The sequence below is a fragment of the Paenibacillus sp. FSL P4-0127 genome (genome assembly GCF_038007325.1).
Classification (GTDB): domain Bacteria; phylum Bacillota; class Bacilli; order Paenibacillales; family Paenibacillaceae; genus Fontibacillus; species Fontibacillus macerans.
In genome coordinates this window covers 3,753,243-3,775,363 of the sequence record NZ_JBBOWY010000001.1, presented here as the reverse complement: position 1 = coordinate 3,775,363, position 22,121 = coordinate 3,753,243, and the positions used below count along the sequence as shown (strand labels likewise).

Below are 22,121 nucleotides of genomic sequence, written 5' to 3'. Positions count from 1 at the left end.
ATTGATTTTTCGTCACAAAAAATTAACTTATTGGTTCAATTTAACCCATTGACCAACCTTCAAAATATGGCTATATTTACTATATAACGGAAGCGAATCCGTTGATTAGCTTCGCGTCTTCTATTGAATCAGCGCGGGGTTTAAGGGGTGGTTTATTTGAATCATACAGCCTCGATTCTTACGCAAATCAAAAATTTTATGGGGCAAAACGGTTTAACCTTACACCGGTTAAGCCAAAAAGCCGAAATCAACACCGGCTCGTTAAGCTCGATTTTAAACGGGAAACGCTTGTTGAGCGCGCCGCATCTAGATTCGATCACCGCCGCGTTGGCTTTACCCAAAGGTTATTTTTACGAACAGTATATTGAGGAATTTCTCGCCCAAACCGCACCCGATTGGCGGAGGGTCCGCCCTTTTTTGGACCGGTGCGCGGAATTGGACAAGCTGGAATGCATTCGGCAGGTCACGGGTATTTTACTTGACAACCTCATGTATTTGCCCCTGTTGTTCGAAGCCGCGGAGGATTTTTTCCATCGCGGGCGGAAGGAGGCCGCCGCCATCCTGTACGAAAACGTGGCGATGAGCGAAAAAATGCAGCACTCGGAGCGGCTTGCGATGTGCCATTATCGGCTTTTCCTAATTGCTTTAAGCGATGATCAAGATAGTAATTTAAGGGCAGCAGCACAGTTTGAAGATCATGTAAGCCGGCTGGATGTTGCCGATCAATTGGACGCTCTCAAACAACTTGCTCATATTTATTATTCATTGCACCAATGGAAAAAGGTAGATGAAATCGCTCAGGAAATGCATAGAATCGCTTCCATTCAGTACAAGCATCATTGTCAGTCGGCACGTAAAGAACCCGAGCAGAAGCGGTCGAAGAGACCCTTGTATTTTTACATTATGTATTCACATTTGTTGCGCTCGGCGGTTTGCGAAGAATGTAATGACTATGAACAGGCCCTAAAATTTGTTGCTTACTATGCGGATGGCAGCTGGATACAGGAAAAAGATGAGACAGCTAAGCAAACAGCAGAGCAATTTCAGGAGTGGGCAACGGCCAATTCCTATTTGTACCGTGTAATGAGCGGAGATATCGAAGTATTACCTGATTATGTAGAGTGTATTTTAACTAGGAGAGGCGAAATAACCCAGGCTTTATACAAAATTTTGCAGGCAGCAAACCGATACTGCTGGAATGTGGACAACGTTCTTGAGCGTCTCTCTGCTCATATTCCTTATCAAGCTCATCGAAGCCGATTTGGTGATTATAATAAACAAATAACAACAGACCAGTACGCCAGATTTCTATTTGAATTAGCAAATTACTACTTACAACGTCAACGGCGCGAAGGCATTGAACTATTACTGCAAAGCTTGGACTTTTCAGCCAGTATTAACTGTGAAAGCAACGTAGTTCGCTGTGTGGATTTATTTGAACAAAATCGCCATAATGCTGGAGAAGAGGAAAGACAAAAATACAAATTTCTGATTAGAAAGGTGGTGGAGAAGCTCAATGAAAAAGATTATGACAATGTGCTCAGCAGCGTTTAGTTTCATTTTCCTCATTGCTTTATCTGCTGATTACACTCAAGCATTGATCAAAACAATGATACATGGAGTAGGCGGCGGTTGAGATCATAATTTAACTTTCGCAGAGCCAATATCGGCTTAACCTCCATGCTTGACCGGCCTGGTTCTGACCTTTAATCGCAAATCGTACAACTCACTTTGCTTCCATTTGCTCAATCATTCGTTTAATCGCATTTCATACAATTATTTCCTCTTCTCTTTGTCTCTTTTTCAAAAAGTAGCGGAGCAACTGCAGGTTTTACACTTTATCAAATGCTGTGGCAGTATTTCCGGATCAGTAAGTTGTACATCTTGCAACTATTCCTTCTACAATGGACCCCTACATTTCTAAAATAGAGGAATAAAGCTCCTCTACACAAAAAAGGCTGCTCCCAGGTTCCAAAACCTGCGGAGCAGCCTTTTTATTTCGCGACTTAATCTCGGGAATCGGACGCCTTCAACACATTCAGCGCTACAGCCGCGGCCTGCTGCTCGGCTTCCTTTTTGGACCGGCCGGTTCCCCGGCCGAGCGCGCGGCCTTCCATCCAAACTTCGGAGACGAATTCGCGCTCATGGGCGGGCCCCCGCTCTTCGATGATCCGGTATTCCAGCGTGCCCATATTATGATGCTGCGTCAGCTCCTGCAGCTCTGTTTTGTAATCGCTCGTCTGCAGTTTCCCGTCAAAGGTCAGCTGGGAAAATACATGGCGATGAAGGAACGCAGTAACGGCTTCCAGGCCCTGATCCAGGTATAACGCGCCGATAAAAGACTCAAACACGTCGGCCAGCAGCGCCGGGCGCGTCCGTCCCCCCGTCAGTTCCTCCCCTTTCCCTAACAATACGTAATGGCCGAATTCCAGACTTTCGGCGAATCTCACCAGCGACGGCTCGCATACGATCGCGGCGCGCAGCTTTGTCAGTTCGCCTTCGGGACGGTCCGGAAATAACCGGTATAAATGCTCCGAAACGGTCAATTCAAGCACGGCATCGCCAAGAAACTCCAGGCGCTCGTTATCCTCATACTGACTGAAGCGGTGCTCGTTAACGTAAGATGCATGGGTGAAGGCCTGTTTCAAAAGCTGCCTGTTTTGGAACGACAGTTGAAGTTTTTGCTGTAACTGCTTCAGATCTCCATTCACCGGACTTAACCCCTTATGCTTCGAGTTTCTTCATAATGATCGTGGCGTTGTGTCCGCCGAAACCGAAGGAATTGGACATGGCCACCCGCACATCGGCCTTTCTCGCTACGTTGGGAACGTAATCCAGATCGCATTCCGGGTCCGGATGCTCCAGATTGATCGTCGGCGGGATTACGCCGTGCTTCAGCGTCAGTCCGCAAATCACGCCTTCGACGCCGCCCGCTGCGCCCAGCAAATGCCCGGTCATCGACTTCGTCGAGCTGACGGCCACCTTGTAGGCGTGATCGCCCAGCGCGTTTTTGATCGCGATCGTTTCCGAGCGGTCGCCGACCGGCGTCGAAGTGCCATGGGCGTTGATATAATCGATCTGCTCAGGCGCGATGCCGGCATCGCGGATCGCCATCTTCATGCAGCGCTCCGGCCCGTTCGGGTCCGGTTCGGTCATATGGTGAGCGTCCGCGCTAAGCCCGTAGCCGATGATCTCGCCGTAAATTTTCGCGCCGCGCTTCTTCGCGTGCTCCAGTTCTTCCAAAATAAAAATCCCCGCGCCTTCGCCCATAACGAACCCGTCGCGCTCAAGGTCAAACGGCCGGCTCGCTTTCTCCGGCTCGTCATTGCGCGTCGACATCGCCCGCATGGAGCAGAATCCCGCCAGACCGGTCGGGCGGATCGTCGCCTCCGCGCCGCCGCAAATCATCACATCGGCGTCACCCCGCTGGATGAGCTTGTACGAATCGCCGATGGAATGAGTTCCGGTAGCGCACGCCGTCACCGTCGTCGTGTTGGGCCCTTTGGCGCCGAACAAAATCGAGACGTGACCGGAAGCCATATTCGCAATCATCATGGGAATAAAAAAGGGACTCACGCGCTTCGGGCCTTTTTCCAGCAAAATGTTATGCTGATCCTCCCAGGTACCGAGACCGCCGATCCCTGAACCGATCATCACGCCCACACGCTCGGGGTCGGCCTGCTCGCCAATGTTCAAGCCGCTGTCCTGCAAAGCGCTTTTGGCTGCCGCCGTGGCAAACTGAACAAAGCGGTCCATTTTCCGCGCTTCCTTGCGGTCCATGTAATCTTCGGGATTAAAGTCTTTCACCGATGCGGCAATGCGCGTCGGATATTCACTAACATCAAACGAGTCGATAGCGGAAACGCCGGACTTCCCCTGCACCAGGTTGTTCCAAAACGTATCCAGATCTTGTCCGAGCGCGGTTATGGCGCCCATCCCCGTTATCACTACTCTATGCCTCAAACACACTCACCTCGTATGGACTACATGTGTACCATGCAAATGTTTTTTAAAAAAAGAAAACGACCTCATGTCAAAATGAGGAGAAGTCCCGCCTACTTATAAGGAGGTACGGGACTTTGGAATGACATTAGGTATGAGATTGTATGTAGTTTACAACTTCACCTACGGTCGTAATCTTCTCAGCATCTTCGTCTGAAATTTCCAGATCGAATTCATCTTCCAACTCCATGACCAATTCAACTACGTCGAGCGAATCAGCACCAAGGTCATCTTTGAAAGACGCTTCCAGCGTCACTTCGGCTTCGTCAGCGCCGAGGCGATCCACTACAATGCGTTTTACGCGTTCCAATACATCGGACATCCGGTTCACCTCCTCTTTGGTATTATACGAGAATTGCCGCTAAAATGCCATAGAAGCGAGGGATGCAATTACATATACATCCCGCCGTCGACATGGAGCGTTTGTCCGGTCATGTAGGACGCGCCGTCCGAAGCGAGAAATACGGCGACATTCGCGATTTCCTCCGGCTGGCCCAAACGCGCCAGCGGAATGCCGGCCAGCGTGCTTTGACGCAGTTCATCAGACAACTTGTCGGTCATGTCGGTTTCGATAAACCCGGGCGCGATGCAGTTCACCGTAATACCGCGCGAGGCCAGCTCGCGGGCCGACGATTTCGTCAGACCGATGACCCCGGCTTTGGCCGCTACGTAATTGGCCTGCCCCGCATTGCCGAGCACGCCGACGACCGAGGAAATGTTGATGATGCGCCCGGAGCGCTGTTTCATCATCGGCCGGGTCACGGCTTTAATGCCGTTGAATACGCCTTTGAGATTCGTCTCGATGACCTGATCGAACTCTTCTTCCTTCATGCGCATAATTAAATTATCTCTAGTAATGCCCGCGTTATTCACCAGAATGTCGATCCGGCCCCAGGCGTCCAGCATGCCTTTGACCATATCCTCAAACTGCTGGCTGCTTCCGACATGGGCTTTGACGGCGTACGCTTTGACGCCAAACGCCTCGATTTCGGCGACAACGCCCGCCGCGGCCTGTTCGTTCCCGGCATAATTGACGGCCACATCGGCCCCGGCTGCGGCGAACGCCAGCGCGATGCTGCGCCCGATGCCGCGCGACGCTCCGGTAACGAGGGCGGTTTTGCCCTGAAGCGGTCTACTCATCATGTTCATCTCCTTTCACCAAATTTTAGAGGTTGTTCAAACAATCATCTTTTGAAAACCTGACTTTTTGAACTCGTACTTTATGAAATTTCCATTTTGTCTATGTCGCCATTCTTGAAGCACGGCCCGCTGCTCTCCATCCGGCCGGCTTGCCGCCGAAACGCCGGATCCTTCAGCCAGCCGTATCGCTCCTTTGCGGCGATCCGCACCTTAGCATCAGATGCGGGTCTGAACGCTATCCCAGCGCGGCCGCGGTTTGCTCCAGGCTCTGAAGGCCGCTCACGTTGAACAGACGCACCGATTTGTCGATTTTTTTGATAAGTCCGGTAAGCACGCTTCCCGGCCCGATCTCCACGAAGGTGTCTACGCCCTGCGCAATCAGCCAGGCAACGCTGTCCTCCCAAAGCACGGGAGAATACACTTGCTCAACAAGCAGCTTGGAAATATCGCCCGCGCTTTGAACCGGGCTTGCGGTCACATTCGCAACGACCGGAACGGAAGCATCCTTAAACGTTACGCCCGCAAGCTTGTCCGAGAGACGCTCCGCCGCCGCTCTCATCAGCGAGGAATGAAACGGTCCGCTGACTTCAAGCGGGATCGCCCGTTTGGCCCCGATCTCCTTGACGCGTTCGGCGACCTGCGCAACGCCTTCCTTGCTGCCGGAGACGACGATCTGCCCCGGGCAGTTGACGTTGGCGAGCTCGACCAGCGCTCCGCCGGCGGTAATATCCGCGCAGAGCTGGGCCAGCGCTTCGCGTTCGCCGCCAAGCACCGCGGCCATCGCCCCCTGCCCGCCGGGCACGGCCTGCTCCATATACTCGCCGCGAGCGCGCACGATCGAGACGGCGTCTTCAAAAGCAAGCGCCCCGGCCGCCGTTAAGGCGCTGTACTCGCCCAGGCTGTGTCCGGCGACATAATCCGGCGCAAAGCCTTTGGCCGCAAACGCCTGGTGCAGCGCCACACTGGTCGCAAGCAGCGCCGGCTGCGTGTTGGCCGTCTGCTTCAATTCGCTTTCCGGCCCTTCAAAAACAAGCCGGGTCAGCGGAAAACCCAATTTTTCATCCGCGATATCAAATAAGTTCCGGGACGAAGGCAGCGCGTCATATATATCCTTACCCATTCCGACGCTTTGGGAACCCTGTCCGGGAAAAACAAATGCCAATTTGCCCATCTTGTAGCACTCCCCATTTAAAAAATACCCTTTGTCAAACCCGGCGGCTTACCACACCAGCACGGAAGCCCCCCAGGTCAAGCCGCCGCCGAAACCGACGAGCAGCAGCGTGTCGCCTTCCTTCATCCGGCCTTCCTCCGCCGCTTCAACGAGCGCGAGCGGAATCGAAGCCGCCGACGTGTTGGCGTATTTGTCTACATTAATGACGCATTTCTCCTCCGACAAATTCAGCCGCTGCATCGCCGATTGAATAATGCGGATATTAGCCTGGTGCGGCACGAACAAATCGATGTCCTCTTTGCTCTTGCCCGCTTTGCGCAAGACTTCCTCGGTCGCGTTCTCCATTACCCGTACCGCGAATTTGAACACTTCGCGGCCGTTCATATAAAGGTAATGCTTACGCTCCGCAACCGTCGTCTCCGAAGCCGGAAGCCGGGAGCCGCCCGCAGGCAGGTTAAGCTGCACGCCGCCGGCGCCTTCCGCGCCCAGGTCGAAAGAGAGGAAGCCGCGTCCTTCCGGCACCTCGCCGAGCACGACCGCGCCCGCGCCGTCGCCGAACAGCACGCATGTATTGCGGTCCGTATAGTCGGTGATGCGGGATAAGGTGTCGGCGCCGATCACCAAAGCGTTTTTGTACATTCCCGTCTGAATAAAACCGTTGGCCGCGGCCATGCTGTAAACGAACCCCGAACAGGCGGCGGACAGGTCGAACGCGGCCGCTTTTTTGGCCCCGAGCTTATCCTGTAAAATGCAGGCCGTGGACGGAAACGCCATATCCGGCGTAATCGTGGCCACGATAATCAGATCCAGATCCTCCGCCGCCAAGCCCGCGGACTTTAACGCCTGCACTGCGGCCTCATACGCCAGGTCGGACGTCGCTTGCTCCGGAGCGGCGATATGGCGCTCCCGGATGCCCGTCCGCGACACGATCCACTCGTCATTGGTATCCACCATTTTTTCCAAATCGGCATTCGTCAACACTTTTTCGGGAACGTATTTCCCGGTCCCGATAATCCCTACCGAACTTAACTTCATTAGCTTCAATCACTCACTTCCCGCTGATTTCCCGTGCTATGCTCTCCGTCAGTTTGTTTTGCAGCGCTAAACGCGCCTGGCGCACGGCGTTTTTGATCGCTCCTCCGTCCGAAGAGCCATGCCCTTTGACGACAAGTCCGCCAAGCCCCAACAGCGGGGCTCCCCCGTGCTCCTTGTAGTCGAGCGTTTGCTTCAGCCCGCGCAGCGACGGCATCAGCACCGCCGCGGCCAGCTTGTTTTTCCATGATTTCGTAAATTCCCGCTTCAGGATCGAAAACAGCGTGCCCGCCGTGCCTTCCAGCGATTTAAGCAAAATGTTGCCGGCAAACCCGTCGCACACCAGCACATCGCAAGCGCCGGTCAAAATATCGCGGGCTTCCACATTGCCGACAAAGTTGACCGGCAGCTCCTCCAGCAGCGGATAAGCCGCTTTAGTCAACTCGTTGCCCTTCATCGCTTCCGTGCCGACGTTCAAAAGCCCGACGCGCGGCTTCGCGATCCCGTGCACCTTCTCGCGGTAAACGCTCCCCATCAGCGCGTACTGAGCCAAATGCTCCGGCTTCGCGTCCATGTTAGCGCCAAGATCGAGCGCCAGCACGCCGCGCTCGTCGACGGTCGGGATCATCGGCGCCAGCGCCGGCCGCTCGATCCCTTCCATACGGCCGACGACGAGCAGCCCGGTGGTCATGAGCGCACCGGTGTTGCCGGCCGAAATCATCGCATCGGCTTCGCCCTCGCGGACGAGACGGCCGGCGACGACCATCGAAGCGTCCTTTTTGCGCCGGACGGCTTTGACCGGCTCATCCTCCGCTTCGATAATTTCCTCCGCGGGATGAATGCGCAGATTGGCCGGAGCGCCCTCCAGCATCGGCTTTAGCACCTGTTCTTTGCCGACCAGCACGATCTCCGTGTCGCTCCATTCCCTGGCCGCGGCCAGCGCCCCCTCGACGGTGCTTTGCGGCGCATGATCCCCGCCCATGGCATCAATGGCGATTCTCATGATGATTTTCCTCCTTCATGTCTGTCCTCTCCCGTAGAACGGTAAATGACGAAGTTTCCTTGAAACACCATCTCTTCGCCGACATATGTAAAAACCTCTACCCTGGCTTTCCCCTTTTGCCCCGAAGAGCGCACATACGCTTTGGCGATGCACTTCTCCCCCAAATGCACCGAACGGATAAAGCGGATATCCGCGGAAAACGTCAGCGCGATTTCGTCATTGATGACGGCGACGGCCAAGGAATTGGCCTGGGCGAATACATGATGGCCGCGGGCGATGCCGGTCCGGGAAAACACATGCTCCTCGCGAATTTCAAAGATCGAGATCCCGCTTTTGTCCAGCTGCAGGTCCACGATTTCCCCGATGACTTCATGGAGCGGCAGCGACCTGACCTGGTCGTAAGAACGCTCCGCCATCAGCTTCATCCGCTCCCGCAGTTCCGGGATCCCGAGCTCCATCCGGTCGAGCCGGATCGTCTGAATGCTGACTTTCAGCCGCCGGGTGAGCTCCTGGTCCGTGATGAACGGATTTTCTTCGATAATTTGGACGAGCTGCTGCTGTCTCGCCTTTTTGGGCAAACGTTCGATGGGTGTTCCCCTCCCTGATGATCATAGAGACAGTTCGTCACTGAACTGAACCGGCTAAGCCCTCTATACTTCCAAATTTCCTAAACATGTCGTCCAAAGTCTGCAAAACTGCAGTTCTTTGCGGCTGTCCAAGCGAATTAACGCAAATTCCCGCAAAACTGCAGGAGCTGCAGGCCTTCCCTCGCCGTTCATCATTCACGCCGAAAAAAACTGCACTTTTGCAGGAATCTATTTTTAGCATTAGAACCTGGTACTAAATTTTAGTATAAAACATCCCGGGGCAAAAAGAAAGTGGCATTGCCGGAAACGTTGCGGGCCGGGGATTTTCGGGCAACCTCCGCGGAGCGGCCGGGAAGCGGCTGCCCGAATATTCTTCCGCCACTAAGGCGGAACCTCCCGGCAAAAAAAATAGCACCTCACCGAAATGAAGTACTACTTGGAATTCATGATACAGCTTATTGACCGATAATTTCTCTCGATTTGTATGTTCCGCAAACTTTGCATACGTGGTGAGCAAGCTTCAATTCTCCGCATTGTTCACATTTCACCATGCCCGGCACAGCCAATTTAAAGTGCGTGCGGCGTTTGTCGCGGCGCGTTTTGGACGTTCTCCGTTGAGGTACTGCCATGGTTCCCACCTCCTTATTCAAGTCAACCCATTTCACGGTGTGCTTTATTCGTGTTTTACTGCTTGTTTTTGAAAAAATCACCGAGCGCTGCGAGGCGCGGATCGATCACTTCGGTGTTGCAGCCGCATTCCCGTTCGTTCAGATCGGCTCCGCAGTTGGGGCAAAGCCCTTTGCAGGATTCCTTGCAGACAGCGGCAAACGGCAGATTCAGCAATAACGTTTCCTCCACATATGGCGTCAAGTCCAATTTGTCCTCGGCGACATATTGCAGATCGTCGTCTTCGTCCTGCGCTTGCATGTCCATCTCGGGATCGTCACTTTGTTTGAAGCTCTCTGCAAATTCCGCTGCGACCGTGCGTTTCAAAGGCTTCAGGCATCTGGAGCAAGTCATGTCGAGTTCGGCCGTCAGCTTGCCCTTGACATCGACCACTCCGCCGCCGGAGGCTTCCGCCCGCAGATCAACCTGAAGCGGACTGATCCCGGTAATGTCCCTGCGGCCTTGAATAATCCGGCTGACATCCAAGGTCTGATGGATCTCCACCGGAGCTTCCGACGATGACACCTGGCGAAAATGAATAAACATCAGCATCACTCCAAACAAACAAAATTTATTATACCGATTTCAAGCAAGTTTTGTCAACAATATAGCTTAATTCGTGGTATATTTTGTAGGAAAAGCGGCACAACACATAAATCGGCGCTTAAGCGCAGAACAAGTGCAAAAGCGTAAAAAGCACGAAAAAAACCAACGGTTGTGAGCGACGCTATTTGGGTAAAAAATGAGCGAGTACAAAATGTAACGGTTACCGCCGAGCTTAATTCCCGTTTTCCAGCAGAATTGGGGCGGTTTCGCCTAAATAAGCGCGAGTACAACCGTTAAAAAAAGAAACCACCGCTTTTCGCTCGAATAAGCGCGGGTGACAACCGTTAACGTAGAGAATGCCAATGCCCCGGATAGCCAGATCAGCCAGATCATTCGTGATTAACCCGTTAGTCATGGCTGATTTCCAGGTTGAGCCAAATAAGCCTCTAAAAAAAGGAGTCGATCCGCACGTGAATGTCGTCGGAATCATTGTTGAATATAACCCGCTCCACAACGGGCATGTTTACCACTTCGCCGAGGCGCAGCGCTTGACGGCGGCGGACGCGGTCATCGCCGTCATGAGCGGTGATTTTTTGCAGCGCGGCGAGCCGGCGATCGTGGACAAATGGGCGCGGGCGGAGATGGCGCTGCGCCTCGGCGCCGATCTCGTGCTCGAGCTGCCGATCGCATACGCGGCGCAGCCGGCGGAGTGGTTCGCCTACGGCGCGGTGGCGCTGCTCGAAGCGACGGGCGTCGCGACGCATCTGTGCTTCGGCAGCGAGGCCGGCGCGCTTGAGGCGCTGCAGCCGCTGGCCGAGCGGCTCGCCGCCGGCGGCGGCGCACTGAAGGCGGCGGTCGCGGAGGAGCTCGCCACCGGGGCGAGCTTCCCCGCCGCCTACGCCGCCGCGGCCGCGCGCCTGCTCGCCGGAGGCGCTGCCGCCGGCGCCGACGCCGCCGCAGCGCGCGCGCTGCTGGAGCAGCCCAATAACAGCTTGGGGCTGCACTACCTGATCGCGCTGCGGCGGCTCCACAGCGGCATCGCGCCGGTCACCGTCCGGCGCCGGGCCGCGGGGTACAACGATGCCGCGCCGACGGACGCGCGCATCGCCAGCGCCACCGCCGTGCGCCGGCTGATCGCCGGCGGCGGCCTGGACGCGGCTGCGCCGTATCTCCCGCCCTTCACGGCGGACATCCTCGCCCGCGAATTCGCGGCGGGACGCGGCCCCGTGACGTGGGAGAACCTGGCCGCGCCGCTGTTTCACCAGCTGCTGCTCGCTTCGACCGAGCAGCTCCGCGCCTGCCACGAAATGACCGAAGGCTTGGAGTACCGCATCAAAAAAGCGCTGCCGCTGCTGGAAAAGCCGACCGTATCCGAGCTGCTGGCCAAGCTCAAGACGAAACGATACACCTACACGAAGCTGCAGCGCACCTTGCTGCATGCGCTGCTGCAGCATCCGCGGGATCTGCTGACACCCGAGGCGCTGGCGGAAGGTCCGGGCTACCTGCGCGTGCTGGCGTTTAGCAACCGGGGGCAGGAACTGCTGAAGCGGATGAAAAAGCGCGCCAAACTGCCGGTCGTTACCCGGGCCGCCGAGCTTGATCATCCCCAGTTGTCGCTCGATATCCGGGCCGCCGCCGCTTATGCCAACGGCATGCCCGTCCGCCAGGCCGAGCAGCTGTTCCGGGAATACCGTCAGCCGCCGATTCGGGTTTAGCCTTTCGGCTTAAGCGCCTGCAAATAATTCAGCGCGTCGTCGAGCTTTTTGACCGGCACGAGCTCCATTTTCGAAGCGATTTTCTCCGCTTTTGCTTTGGCGTCTTTATAATTCGCTTCCGGAACGAAAAATATTTCGGCCTTCTCCCGCTCCGCAGCGACGATCTTGAACTGGACGCCGCCGATCGGCCCGACGGTGCCGTCCTCCGAGATCGTGCCGGTTCCGGCGATGCGGTGTCCTTTCGTTAAATCCCCGGGCGTCAGCTGGTTGTAAATTTCCAGCGTAAACATCAGTCCCGCCGAAGGACCGCCGATCTCCGTATCGGCAAAGGTGACTTCTTTCGCCTTGTCCGCCGCCTCCACTTTCAGCACTTCCCCGACGCTCACGCCCAGCCCCGCTTTACGTATGCCTTCCGCATCGACGATCTGAACCAGCTCCACCTGCTCCTCGACCGTTTTTCCATCCCGCGAAAGCTGCACGGGAACGATGTCCCCCGGCTTTTTCCCATGAAGCGAAGGGGCCAGATCCTCAAACCGTTTCACCTGCTGGCCGTTCACCGTGCGGATAATGTCCCCGGACCGGAAGTTGCCTTTCGGTTCGCTTTCTTTGGACAGTCCGATAATAAAAACATACTGGGACACCACGTCGTATTTCACCCCGGCTTTGCGGTAGGCCGCCATCACCGCGCTGGACTGCGAACTGCTCATATAATAGCGCTGCTCCGTCTCATATTCCGCATCGTTGCGATCCGGCTCCTTGCGGACCACTTCGGCATCCTTGTTGAACGGGGATATGGCGAGCATCCACAAATTGGCGTAGCTGACGGATACCGTCGTTAGCATAAAAGCGCCTTTCTCCTCCTTATCCCCCGACTCGATGCTGACTATCGGTTTAACCTCCTCGGCGGTCCCCGGCTGATTGATCATGTACGGCGTGTTCATAAAAACGACCACATATACGATCACGGCCATCGTCAGGACGTATAGCCCCGCTTTTATCGCTATGGATCTTGATTGACGCATTATTCGCTCTCCCTTCATGACGCGGCGGCAGACGGTTGATGGCCGGACGGGCGAAGCGCCCGGCCGCAAACGGCTAGTCTGCATTTCACGGCTGCTGCATAGCATGTACTATATGATCTACTTATGAAGAAGGTGAATCCGAATGAACTTAAAAAGCTTCGCCGGCAGCCGAGCTTCCACCGCTTTCACGGGGCTGCTGGCCGTTCTGCTTGTCGTGTGCGTCGTATATGCTCCGGGCGAAGCGTTTAAAGCCTCCGGACAGGGACTTTCTATCTGGTGGCACATCGTTTTTCCCGCTTTGCTCCCGTTCGTGATGTTATCGCAAATGCTCCTCGCCGGCGGATTCGCCCATGGCATCGGCACGCTGCTTGAACCTTTTACGCGCAGGCTGCTCGGTCTTCCCGGCTCCTTCGGCTGGGTGCTGCCGCTTGGCATGACCGCCGGCTTTCCGGCCGCCGCCGATACGGCGGCAACTTTATTCAAGCAGGGCAAAATCTCCGCAAACGAAGCGGAACGAATCGCCGGTGCGGCCCATTTTTGCAGCCCGATGCTGCTGGTGATCGTCATCGGCGCCGGTTTTTTCGGCCGCCCCGAATTCGGCTTGCTTCTGCTCGCCGTGCACTGGGCCGCCGGACTGGCCGCCGGGGTCACGCTGCATGTTCTTTGGCGGGATCGTCCCCCGGCCCGGAACGCCGCGGAACCGTCCGCTTCGCACAGCGGCAGCCGGCGCCGCTCGTCCCGGCTTCGCCAGGCGCTCCGCAATATGGAGCGTGCCCGCCAGGAGGACGGCCGCAGCCTCGGCAAGCTGCTGGGCGATACCGTGACTTCCGGCGTGCAAACGCTGATGATCACCGGCGGCTACATGCTTATTTTTTCGATCCTGATTCATGTCATACTCCTGGCTTTGCCGGGAACTTTTTTTTCCGTCACCGTCAAAAGTCTGCTGGAGGTTCACCTCGGCTCGTACGCCATGTCCCGGCTGTCTTCCCCGGCGCTGCCGCCGGTGGTATTCACCGCCCTGCTGGGCGCCGCCCTCGGTTGGAGCGGTTTATGCGCCTACCTTCAGGTCCGGGCGATTCTCGGGCCGGCCGGAATTCGCGAACGTTTTTTCCTGCTGAACCGCCTGCTGCATGGAGCTTATGCGTACGCCATTACGCTGCTGCTGTGGAAGCCGCTTAACGGTTGGCTGCCCGGCGCCTTTCCCGCCTTTGCCTTTGCCCAGGAAGGACAAACCGGCACAGGACACGACACCCCGGCGGCCTGGCTGCCGACCTGGCAGCAAGCGTTCGGGGTGATGGGATGGCAGCTATGGATGCTGGCGCTGTTAACGCTCGGATTCGCTACCATTGCGCTCGTATGGAGCCGCCGGAGCGAACGTTAATTTTTGCCCGTCCGGCCGGAATTTATGTTGCAGCGCCAGTTCTACTTGCGGCGGCACAAGGTCGCTGACGTCCCCGTGAAAGCTGGCGATCTCCTTGACAATGCTGGAGCTTAAATAAGAGTATTTCGGGTTCGTCATCATAAAAATCGTCTCCACGTCGCTGTTCAGCTTGTGATTGGTTGACGCGAGCTGGAGTTCGTATTCGAAATCGGTGACGGAGCGGATGCCGCGCACGATGACGTGAGCCTGCTTGAGGCTCATATAGTTGACGAGCAGGTCGCGGAAACTGTCGATCTCCACGTTCGGCAAATGTCCGGTGGCCTCGGTCAACAGTTGTTTTCGTTCTTCTACCGTAAACAACGGGTTTTTGCTTAAATTGTTCAGCACCGCCACAATCAGCTTGTCGAATTGGCGCGAAGCCCGTTGAATGATGTCCATATGCCCTTTGGTTACCGGATCGAAGCTGCCCGGATAAACGGCGATTCGCGGATGATTATTTCCTGGTTCTTTCATGCCTTTTGTTCCTCTCCAATCTTAGCGGTTAGACCGCGCTGGTTTCTCGTTCGTAATCATAAACGGATACGGCCGTTTCCCCGTATTCCGCCTTGCGGCGCTGCGTAAAGTTTCCGAACCGTTCCGGATACGCGTAGGAGGATTCGTACTCCAGAACGATCGTAGCCCCTTCCTTCAGCAGCTTAAGCTCGTCCATTTGCTCCATCAGCTTATCTCCGTGCTTTAGCCGGTAAGGCGGGTCCAGAAATACCAGATCAAAGGCGGCTTCGCGTTTGGCCAAAGCTTTCAGCGCTCTTTCCGCATCGTTTTTGTACACCTCGGCCCGCTCCGTCAGCCCGGTTGCCTGCAAATTGGCGCGGACGGTTTCAATGCTTTTGTACTCTTTGTCGATAAATACGGCCTTGTCCATGCCGCGGCTCAGCGCTTCGATGCCGAGGCCACCTGTGCCGGCAAACAGATCCAACGCCGCTCCTCCTTCAAAGTAAGGACCGATGATGCTGAACACCGCTTCCTTCACTTTATCCGTCGTGGGCCGCGTCCCCATCCCGGGAACCGCCTTAAGCGCCCGGCCCCGGGCGCTGCCCGAAATGACTCTCATGAATATTCACACCCTTATGTATGCCTGAAAATTCCTGTCGATATCGTACCACAATCCGCCGCGGATTGAAAAATCAATAGATCATAATTTTTTTCTTCGTGAGAGGTATATAATCGTACTTCCCGGACACAATTGTAGTATCGACATCACCAAATGTCGTAGACAACCGCGGAGAAGACTTACGTTTCCCCATAAGCTCTTCGTCCGGTTTCTCCTCTCCCATGATGGGGCCCTCGCAAGGGGGCCCCGATTTTTTTATGATCACGGCAGAAAAACTCCCCATTTTATAACTCGACTTTCGCAGAATGAAACACATTCATTTTTCGAGATTTTATGTTAGTCTAAAGAAAGAAATAGATGGAAGAAGGTAATTGGTTATGAGAAAGTACTTTTTAAAAACTTCCCGCATAGCTTTTTCCCACTGGGACAATAGTGACATTGACTTGGCATATACACTATGGGGAGATCCAGCTGTCACAAGATACATTTCTGCAAATGGCTTGTTTTCACTCGAACAAGTTAAAGATAGATTGAATAAGGAAATAAATACGCAGAAGGAATTCCAAGTTCAATATTGGCCTCTTTTCAGTCTAACAAACAAAGAATTCATTGGTTGTTGTGGTCTGCGCCCGTACGACATAGAAAAAAATATTTACGAGATTGGAATACATCTTAAAAGTAGTCATTGGGGGAGCGGCTATGCAACAGAATCCGTAAATGCTGTTATTCAATATGCCTTCGATATAAAGAAAGTTGATAACTTATTTGCAGGCCATAACCCCAATAACGAAGCTTCTAAAAAAATGTTATTGAAGTTAGGTTTCAAGTATTCGCATGACGAATTTTATGAACCGACAGGTTTATACCACTCTTCTTACTTTTACAAGTAACTTTTCCTTAAATGAAAGCCCCTTGATGCACCTGTATTCAGATCGGGGCCTTTCTCAAAAGAAAAAGCACCCGAAGGTGCTTTTAAATGTATACTAATAACCCATCATGCCAATTTCGCTTATATTAACCAAGTTCCCTCCATTATTGGCGGTTATTCTAAGTCTATATTTATTATACGGGGTTGCGTTCTGGAACGAAAACTCTTTGGTGATATCCGGGTTCCAGTCCGTAACATTGCTCTGAGTATCTAACACTACCCATTCTTGACCATCATATGCTTCAAAAAACCAAGAGTTCGGTGATTGTACAAAGCCGTGATTTGGATCATTTTGTTTCATACGAATCGAGTATTTATTAACTACTTTTGCATCAAAAAACTCGTATTGAATCCAACCTGACTTTTCACCATTTGCGGATTCCCAAGGAAAACAACTGTTGTCGAAAGCATGGAACGGCTGCGTATCATAATATGTGTCATAGCTGCTTGCCGCAGCAACCCCATACTGATCGCTATTCGAAGTCATTGCATGGATTAATGAATCGTTATTTTCTACACTGCAAACATCAATAGGAGTATTTATCGGATTGTTTATAGGAGTATCGCCATTTTCACCATCGCCCCCATCGTACTGCCACGGAGATCCATTATTGATTATGATCGGAACACTCCCAAGCGAACCAAATACAAACCCTGATGCAACGAACGTTGCATCGTCACCCCCAGCAACAAATGCACCGGAAAAAGGTCTGTCCTCGCAATTCGATAATTTACCCCCAAAAGAGACGTGATAGGTCGCTGTTTCAAGTGGGGATAAAGTTACATCCACACCTGGAACAAGGCTGGAAGAAACTCCATTATATGAGGAGCCTGCCTCCGCAAATGAACTTCCATCGTAACGGTTTAGCTCTAATTTTACGCTAGAGCTTGAACGGTTTAGATTTGTTATGTTCAGTGATAGCTCTAAGGTATGTGACTGATCACAAAAAGTATTTGCTGGAATCGAAAACGCTAAGGATGAACTTTTAGAACCCTCTGCTGAGACGGGTGTCACAATGGAAAACAACAGATAAAAGACAACCATCAATCCAGAAATACACTTTCTCCTAATCATCAAAAAACATCACTCCCCCAATACGGATATATGTTAATTATCGGCAATTAAATTCCAAATTTTAGGACTAGTTCTAGTTTGTGTTGAGTTGGTTTTCACGTACGGGCTACTAGGAAGAGGGGATATCCCACGAAATGCAAAAGCTTTTGCAGTTGATCCCAGCGGGCCGTCCCTCTTCCCATAAAAAACGATAAACCCGGTTTTCAGCGTCAACTCCACCAGTCATTAATATGCAGAGAGAATTCCAAGTTCAATATTGGCCTCTTTTCAATCTTACAAACGAAGAGTTCATCCTTCTTCGGATCGCGCTTTCACTAATTCCAGCCGGAAGAAATCACCAGTAAAAAAGAAAATCCGCTGCCGCCGCATCGGATTGATTTACTTGATTCTTTTCAGTTCTGCTTCCTGCTGGATAGAGCGAGTAGAGAGCAGTTCAATGATTTTATGCTGGTTCTCCAGGACGGATTCCATTTTCATCACTCGTTCGTTGGTGTCCAACACTGCACGTTTAATTAAATGTTGATCCTCTTTGATTTCTCGAATGTCCTGATTGATTTTTTGAATGTCTTGTGTGATTCCTTGAACGTCCTGTTTGACTCCTTGAACTTCCAGTTTCATTCCTTGAACTTCCTGTTTCATTCCTTGAACTTCCTGTTTGACTCCTTGAACGTCCTGTTTCATTCCTTGAACTTCCTGTTTGATTCCTTGTACGTCCTGTTTGATTCCTTGTACGTCCTGTTTGACTCCTTGTACGTCCTGTTTCATTTCTTTCTGTTCAGCTTCAATCTTATCAAGGCGCTCATTCATTGGAGCCAATTCTTCTTTGATAACGGACCGCAACAGTTCAGTTAAATCATTTTCCATAAGTTCCGCTCCTTCAACTTTATGAGGATATTGTACCAGAAGCGTTCTTCAATCTCTACTTGTTTTCAATTGAATTGATGACTAAATCCGCAAATATCGTCGTTGCCTACATTCGATCATAGATATTATCAATGCCAATAATATAAATATCGACATTGATCAATCGTTCGCTTTTTTCTACAGTGGTAATAACTATACAAGAGGAGGAAACTATCATGTTTGAACCAGTGCTTACAATCACTTCACTGAAGACTCCCGATGAAGCTCGTGCATTCAAAACACTTAACGAAGAATGGATCACCCGCGTCTTCGCCATCGAAGATGCGGACCAAGTTATCCTAGATAATCCGGTAGAGAACATCGTAAACATAGGTGGGGATGTACTTATTGCGCGTGCAGGAGATTCGATCGTAGGTTGCGTTGCACTTGTGCCGAGCGGAGCTGGGGTGTTCGAGCTCTCGAAGATGAGCGTGAAACCCGAGTCGAGAGGACACGGATACGGACGGAAGATAGTCCAGGCCGCTATTAACCGTGCACGAGATCTTGGCGCAGAATCTCTCTTTTTGGGCAGTAGCACCAAGCTGCCAAACGCCGTTCATCTTTATGAATCGGTGGGGTTCAAACATGTTCCAATCGAGCAAATCGGGCCAATGCCATATGTAAGAGCAGATGTGTTTATGGAGTTGAAACTAACAAGCAGTTAATGAACTAAAGAAAATATTAGTTTAATCATGTAGCGGAAAACCAAGACATATTTCACATCTTAGTTTTCCGCTTTTTGTTGCCGCAAAATTTCAAAATTGACCGGAACGGGCAATTATTTATTTCAGTTCCTGCGCCGACTTTTGAACTTCGGAAAGCGGGGCGCCGGAATTATTGCCGCCGACAATAACGATGGCGTCATCGTATCGTCCGAACAGCTTTCCCAGATCCTCGTCGTCTTTACTATTGAGAAATACAACGTAAGCCTCCTGCTTGTCGCTGCCCGGGTAAACTTGAGATATGGATATGGAGCCTTGGCCCTCTCCAATCGGATACGTATAGGTTTTTCCAGGGATCAAATTTGTCTTAGCTCCTTTGGGCGTTGAATAGACGGCGGCCGCTTCCTTCGGCAAAGTAAAAGTCAGCTTGCCGTTGGTTACTTTCATATTATCTGTAAACAGCGTTTTAGCTAATTTTGTAGAACCTTCATCCCATGCAAAATCATCATTATATTTGTTGTTCCCTTCCGGTACAGGGTCCGGATCGGTCACTTCTTTCCCGGTACTGACGCTAACAAGCTTCTTGCTTTGATCCCAATCGACTTTTGCCCCGAGCGCTTCGCTAACAAACCGAAGCGGCACGTAAGTGCGCTCATGCTGCAGCCGGGCGGGAACATCCAATGTTACGACGGTTTCTCCGACTACAACTTGCGTGCTGTTAATATTCATGCTCATCTTTTTGTCCCCTAAAGAGGTAATGACCGTCTGATTCATGATAGATCCGGACACGGTTTTCTTAAACCCTACCTCCGCTCCAAGCGCCTCGCTGACAAACCGTAAAGGGATCATCACCCGGTTATCTTCATAGTATGGCTGGGCATCCGGAAAAGAGACCGTCTTCCCGTCAACCTGAACGGTTACATTGACCTTAGCGGCGGAAGCTAAAGATACGGCGAAACCAAACCCCATCGTAATAGACATCAAGAGTAAAATCATTCTTTTTCTTAAAATCATATAGTCATCTCCAATTCATATTCCCTCAATTATAATCCAATCGCTATTTTCCTACAATTCATATAAACTCCCATTTCAGTTAGCCGCGCTTTATCCGGCAAAACAAACAAACAAACCGCTCAAGGTACGAGCGGCTTTCAATTATGTATTGACTTCAACCAAACAGCCCTTTGGAAGTGGTGAACCTTATCTAACAACTATAAGGCCCACCACAGTAAGGTACTCCTAGTAGTGATGCTTTTTGTGCTTTTCGCATTTAACTACTGCCGTTTGCCCGGGTTTGAGAATCACAACAATAACCTTTTTATGATGACGTCTCATAGGGTGCTCCTCCCTTCGAACAAGAGCTAATTTATTTTATGTAAATCGCCGAATATTGAATTTGGACTAATAAATCAATGAAAATGTCCTATTCAAAGCCGATCGTGCGCAAAATGGCAGCCTAGTCTATTTTTACACCCTTCTCGTGATCGGTCCATAAAAAAAATCGTACTTAAAGGCGGGACCCTTTAAGTACGATAAGGCAAGGCTGTTATTCAAGAATCCGGTCGGGATTGGCCGCTTTTTCTATTTTGGTCGAAGTACGGCCTTCGCTTCCGAGATAATGTTTTTCGACGGGTTTTAAATGCTCGTCAAGGGAATAAACAAGCGGTGTTCCGGTTGGAATATTGACATCGACGATCGCTTCGTTGCTGATATTCTCCAAATATTTGATGAGCGCTCGCAAGCTGTTGCCGTGGGCCGCAATGATGACTTTTTTACCGGATTTAATTTGGGGTACGATTTCCTTTTCCCAGTAGTCCTCGACCCGAATGCCCGTCTCCTTCAAACTTTCGGTTAACGGGAGGAATCGCTCTGGAACGTCGCGGTATTTGGGGTCATTGCGCGGATTTCGCTCATCTTCGGCGGTGAGAGCCGGAGGGAGAACATCATAGCTGCGCCGCCATTTCATCACCTGTTCCTCGCCATATTGGCGGGCGGTCGTCTCTTTGCTTAAGCCCTGAAGGGCGCCGTAATGCCGCTCGTTGAGGTGCCAAGTTTTGTGGATCGGAATCCAGAGCAGGTTCATTTCATCGAGGATATAGTCCAACGTTTTTATGGCACGTTTCAAATAAGAGGTAAACCCAATGTCAAATTCGAATTTCTCCCGTTTCAGCAGCTGCCCTGCTTCCTTCGCTTCCATAACGCCTTTTTCAGATAGATCGACATCGGTCCAGCCGGTAAACAAATTGGATTTATTCCATTCGCTTTCACCGTGTCTAACAAGCACTAGTTGATGCATGTACTTTCCCCTCCTTTTTCCTTTCTCTGCTTCAAACATACTCTCCTTTCCGCACAGTTGCAAATTTTTGCGGACTGCGTCCATTCGGCCTCGGTATGCATATCGCTGCACGACCAGGGCAACCTAACTTTGGTTCAATCACCAACCTATATCTTTTAGAGGAGGATTCTCATTTTATGTACAGCAATGTAAGTCAACAGCTTCGCGAAATCGAGCAAACGATGCGCCAATTGGAGCAGCAAACGCGCCAAGCTACGATGATGTATCAGCAAATGCTGCAGCAGGAGCAGCATAATGCGATGCAGCTTGAAGAGCTGGCGCAGCGCGAGCGCAGAGCGTCGCAATCGATCCAAAACGCGCTTCAGGGCCATCAAACGGCGGTGCAGTCCTATCAGCGCGTAGCCCAAATCTGCAGCCAGTTGGAAAACAGCATTCACTCGATGAACGCTGGCGCAAACTTCGGCCAAGCCGGAATCGGGCAAAGCTCGTACGGCGTTCAGCATATCGGAGCATCCGGCTACAATCCGGGAAGCGTAGGAAGCTTCGGCGCTTCCGGCATCAGCCATTCGATTTCCGGTTCTTCCGGCTTCAGCAGCGGCATTTCCTCTGCTTCCGGGATCGGCAGCGGAGCATGGGGCAGCGCTGCATCCGGAGCGTCCGGCAGCGGAATCGGCAGCAGCATGTCTGGGGCGTCCGGCAGCGGCAGCGGAATCTCCTCTGCTTCCGGCAGCGGCATTGGCAGCGCTGCGTCCGGAGCATCCGGCTCCGGCTCCGCCTCGACGGCTTCCGGCGGCCATATGCGCGGATTTCAGTAATTTCAAAAAGAACAAGCCGTCCGGTGCGGACGGCTTGTTCTTTTTCGCGCTCTCCCGCCCTATGTT

At 52.4% G+C, this 22,121-nt stretch carries 22 protein-coding genes and 1 pseudogene; 6 read left to right on the top strand and 17 right to left on the bottom strand.

What is annotated here, in order from left to right; genetic code table 11:
- Nucleotides 1-156 precede the first annotated feature (156 nt).
- On the top strand, nt 157-1,554 hold the full coding sequence (locus NYE74_RS17005) for a helix-turn-helix transcriptional regulator (RefSeq protein ID WP_328272121.1): 1,398 nt from the start codon (nt 157-159) through the stop codon (nt 1,552-1,554).
- A gap of 452 nt (nt 1,555-2,006) precedes the next feature.
- Here NYE74_RS17005 and rnc read toward each other — a convergent pair whose 3' ends face one another.
- The 10 genes and pseudogenes from rnc to NYE74_RS16955 all read right to left on the bottom strand — a co-directional run bounded on the left by rnc (nt 2,007) and on the right by NYE74_RS16955 (nt 10,147).
- Entirely contained in the window at nt 2,007-2,711 is a 705-nt protein-coding gene (gene rnc / locus NYE74_RS17000) for a ribonuclease III (protein WP_328272122.1), read from the bottom strand.
- A gap of 13 nt (nt 2,712-2,724) precedes the next feature.
- A complete protein-coding gene (gene fabF / locus NYE74_RS16995; RefSeq protein ID WP_124332706.1) occupies nt 2,725-3,963 on the bottom strand; it encodes a beta-ketoacyl-ACP synthase II in 1,239 nt (412 codons plus the stop codon).
- 127 nt (nt 3,964-4,090) lie between these two features.
- Nucleotides 4,091-4,324: an acyl carrier protein gene (gene acpP / locus NYE74_RS16990; RefSeq protein WP_019638123.1), complete on the bottom strand. Its 234-nt coding sequence runs from the start codon at nt 4,322-4,324 to the stop codon at nt 4,091-4,093.
- Nucleotides 4,325-4,392: 68 nt separating this feature from the next.
- Nucleotides 4,393-5,142, bottom strand: coding sequence for a 3-oxoacyl-[acyl-carrier-protein] reductase (fabG, locus tag NYE74_RS16985; RefSeq protein WP_341004993.1), 750 nt, complete (start codon nt 5,140-5,142; stop codon nt 4,393-4,395).
- A 235-nt stretch (nt 5,143-5,377) separates the two neighbouring features.
- Nucleotides 5,378-6,313, bottom strand: coding sequence for an ACP S-malonyltransferase (fabD, locus tag NYE74_RS16980; RefSeq protein ID WP_340927147.1), 936 nt, complete (start codon nt 6,311-6,313; stop codon nt 5,378-5,380).
- Between the two features lie 48 nt (nt 6,314-6,361).
- A complete protein-coding gene (locus NYE74_RS16975) occupies nt 6,362-7,348 on the bottom strand; it encodes a beta-ketoacyl-ACP synthase III (protein WP_340930424.1) in 987 nt (328 codons plus the stop codon).
- Between the two features lie 13 nt (nt 7,349-7,361).
- On the bottom strand, nt 7,362-8,348 hold the full coding sequence (plsX, locus tag NYE74_RS16970; RefSeq protein WP_340927146.1) for a phosphate acyltransferase PlsX: 987 nt from the start codon (nt 8,346-8,348) through the stop codon (nt 7,362-7,364).
- Nucleotides 8,332-8,926 (bottom strand): annotated as a pseudogene (gene fapR, locus NYE74_RS16965) (transcription factor FapR). The gene plsX and the pseudogene fapR overlap by 17 nt, the downstream one beginning before the upstream one ends.
- Before the next feature lie 464 nt (nt 8,927-9,390).
- Nucleotides 9,391-9,564 (bottom strand): 50S ribosomal protein L32, encoded by a 174-nt coding sequence (gene rpmF, locus NYE74_RS16960; RefSeq protein ID WP_009222962.1) that lies wholly within the window; start codon nt 9,562-9,564, stop codon nt 9,391-9,393.
- A gap of 55 nt (nt 9,565-9,619) precedes the next feature.
- A complete protein-coding gene (locus NYE74_RS16955) occupies nt 9,620-10,147 on the bottom strand; it encodes a YceD family protein (RefSeq protein WP_341004991.1) in 528 nt (175 codons plus the stop codon).
- Between the two features lie 470 nt (nt 10,148-10,617).
- On the opposite strand from NYE74_RS16955, the gene NYE74_RS16950 reads away from it, so the two are divergent.
- Complete coding sequence (locus NYE74_RS16950; protein WP_341004990.1) at nt 10,618-11,862, top strand: nucleotidyltransferase; 1,245 nt, start codon at nt 10,618-10,620, stop codon at nt 11,860-11,862.
- Here NYE74_RS16950 and NYE74_RS16945 read toward each other — a convergent pair.
- The gene (locus NYE74_RS16945; RefSeq protein ID WP_341004988.1) at nt 11,859-12,884 is read right to left on the bottom strand and encodes a SepM family pheromone-processing serine protease; all 1,026 of its coding nucleotides are present in this window, start codon (nt 12,882-12,884) and stop codon (nt 11,859-11,861) included. The two genes, NYE74_RS16950 and NYE74_RS16945, sit on opposite strands and share 4 nt — an antisense overlap.
- A 142-nt stretch (nt 12,885-13,026) precedes the next feature.
- Here NYE74_RS16945 and NYE74_RS16940 point away from each other — a divergent pair, with 142 nt between their 5' ends.
- Nucleotides 13,027-14,265 (top strand): nucleoside recognition domain-containing protein, encoded by a 1,239-nt coding sequence (locus NYE74_RS16940; protein WP_341004987.1) that lies wholly within the window; start codon nt 13,027-13,029, stop codon nt 14,263-14,265.
- Here NYE74_RS16940 and coaD read toward each other — a convergent pair.
- Nucleotides 14,209-14,778: a pantetheine-phosphate adenylyltransferase gene (gene coaD / locus NYE74_RS16935; protein ID WP_341004985.1), complete on the bottom strand. Its 570-nt coding sequence runs from the start codon at nt 14,776-14,778 to the stop codon at nt 14,209-14,211. The two genes, NYE74_RS16940 and coaD, sit on opposite strands and share 57 nt — an antisense overlap.
- Before the next feature lie 28 nt (nt 14,779-14,806).
- Nucleotides 14,807-15,376, bottom strand: a complete 570-nt coding sequence (gene rsmD / locus NYE74_RS16930) for a 16S rRNA (guanine(966)-N(2))-methyltransferase RsmD (protein WP_036622153.1) — start codon at nt 15,374-15,376, stop codon at nt 14,807-14,809.
- 377 nt (nt 15,377-15,753) lie between these two features.
- Between rsmD and NYE74_RS16925 the strand changes: the two genes are divergently transcribed.
- On the top strand, nt 15,754-16,266 hold the full coding sequence (locus NYE74_RS16925) for a GNAT family N-acetyltransferase (RefSeq protein WP_328272499.1): 513 nt from the start codon (nt 15,754-15,756) through the stop codon (nt 16,264-16,266).
- A 93-nt stretch (nt 16,267-16,359) separates the two neighbouring features.
- Here NYE74_RS16925 and NYE74_RS16920 read toward each other — a convergent pair whose 3' ends face one another.
- Both NYE74_RS16920 and NYE74_RS16915 read right to left on the bottom strand, forming a co-directional pair.
- Nucleotides 16,360-17,382 (bottom strand): hypothetical protein, encoded by a 1,023-nt coding sequence (locus NYE74_RS16920; RefSeq protein WP_124332702.1) that lies wholly within the window; start codon nt 17,380-17,382, stop codon nt 16,360-16,362.
- Between the two features lie 375 nt (nt 17,383-17,757).
- Nucleotides 17,758-18,243 (bottom strand): hypothetical protein, encoded by a 486-nt coding sequence (locus NYE74_RS16915; RefSeq protein WP_328272498.1) that lies wholly within the window; start codon nt 18,241-18,243, stop codon nt 17,758-17,760.
- Nucleotides 18,244-18,458: 215 nt separating this feature from the next.
- Between NYE74_RS16915 and NYE74_RS16910 the strand changes: the two genes are divergently transcribed.
- Nucleotides 18,459-18,947, top strand: a complete 489-nt coding sequence (locus NYE74_RS16910) for a GNAT family N-acetyltransferase (RefSeq protein WP_036622148.1) — start codon at nt 18,459-18,461, stop codon at nt 18,945-18,947.
- 117 nt (nt 18,948-19,064) lie between these two features.
- On the opposite strand, the gene NYE74_RS16905 is transcribed toward NYE74_RS16910, so the two are convergent.
- Nucleotides 19,065-19,958 (bottom strand): copper amine oxidase N-terminal domain-containing protein, encoded by an 894-nt coding sequence (locus tag NYE74_RS16905; RefSeq protein WP_036622147.1) that lies wholly within the window; start codon nt 19,956-19,958, stop codon nt 19,065-19,067.
- Between the two features lie 532 nt (nt 19,959-20,490).
- Nucleotides 20,491-21,240: a 2,3-diphosphoglycerate-dependent phosphoglycerate mutase gene (gpmA, locus tag NYE74_RS16900; RefSeq protein ID WP_155620357.1), complete on the bottom strand. Its 750-nt coding sequence runs from the start codon at nt 21,238-21,240 to the stop codon at nt 20,491-20,493.
- Between the two features lie 176 nt (nt 21,241-21,416).
- Between gpmA and NYE74_RS16895 the strand changes: the two genes are divergently transcribed.
- Nucleotides 21,417-22,055: a hypothetical protein gene (locus NYE74_RS16895; RefSeq protein WP_341004982.1), complete on the top strand. Its 639-nt coding sequence runs from the start codon at nt 21,417-21,419 to the stop codon at nt 22,053-22,055.
- Nucleotides 22,056-22,121 lie beyond the last annotated feature (66 nt).

What these genes read in the sequence shown, in the direction of transcription:
- NYE74_RS16895 (WP_341004982.1), top strand. Translation starts at nt 21,417, where the DNA reads ATGTACAGCAATGTAAGTCAACAGCTTCGCGAAATCGAGCAAACGATG.
- acpP (WP_019638123.1), bottom strand. Translation starts at nt 4,324, where the DNA reads ATGTCCGATGTATTGGAACGCGTAAAACGCATTGTAGTGGATCGCCTC.
- NYE74_RS16955 (WP_341004991.1), bottom strand. Translation starts at nt 10,147, where the DNA reads ATGTTTATTCATTTTCGCCAGGTGTCATCGTCGGAAGCTCCGGTGGAG.
- NYE74_RS16910 (WP_036622148.1), top strand. Translation starts at nt 18,459, where the DNA reads ATGTTTGAACCAGTGCTTACAATCACTTCACTGAAGACTCCCGATGAA.
- rsmD (WP_036622153.1), bottom strand. Translation starts at nt 15,376, where the DNA reads ATGAGAGTCATTTCGGGCAGCGCCCGGGGCCGGGCGCTTAAGGCGGTT.
- gpmA (WP_155620357.1), bottom strand. Translation starts at nt 21,240, where the DNA reads ATGCATCAACTAGTGCTTGTTAGACACGGTGAAAGCGAATGGAATAAA.
- NYE74_RS16915 (WP_328272498.1), bottom strand. Translation starts at nt 18,243, where the DNA reads ATGGAAAATGATTTAACTGAACTGTTGCGGTCCGTTATCAAAGAAGAA.
- NYE74_RS16905 (WP_036622147.1), bottom strand. Translation starts at nt 19,958, where the DNA reads ATGATTTTAAGAAAAAGAATGATTTTACTCTTGATGTCTATTACGATG.
- NYE74_RS16940 (WP_341004987.1), top strand. Translation starts at nt 13,027, where the DNA reads ATGAACTTAAAAAGCTTCGCCGGCAGCCGAGCTTCCACCGCTTTCACG.
- NYE74_RS16925 (WP_328272499.1), top strand. Translation starts at nt 15,754, where the DNA reads ATGAGAAAGTACTTTTTAAAAACTTCCCGCATAGCTTTTTCCCACTGG.
- coaD (WP_341004985.1), bottom strand. Translation starts at nt 14,778, where the DNA reads ATGAAAGAACCAGGAAATAATCATCCGCGAATCGCCGTTTATCCGGGC.
- plsX (WP_340927146.1), bottom strand. Translation starts at nt 8,348, where the DNA reads ATGAGAATCGCCATTGATGCCATGGGCGGGGATCATGCGCCGCAAAGC.
- fabD (WP_340927147.1), bottom strand. Translation starts at nt 6,313, where the DNA reads ATGGGCAAATTGGCATTTGTTTTTCCCGGACAGGGTTCCCAAAGCGTC.
- NYE74_RS16945 (WP_341004988.1), bottom strand. Translation starts at nt 12,884, where the DNA reads ATGCGTCAATCAAGATCCATAGCGATAAAAGCGGGGCTATACGTCCTG.
- fabG (WP_341004993.1), bottom strand. Translation starts at nt 5,142, where the DNA reads ATGAGTAGACCGCTTCAGGGCAAAACCGCCCTCGTTACCGGAGCGTCG.
- rpmF (WP_009222962.1), bottom strand. Translation starts at nt 9,564, where the DNA reads ATGGCAGTACCTCAACGGAGAACGTCCAAAACGCGCCGCGACAAACGC.
- NYE74_RS16975 (WP_340930424.1), bottom strand. Translation starts at nt 7,348, where the DNA reads ATGAAGTTAAGTTCGGTAGGGATTATCGGGACCGGGAAATACGTTCCC.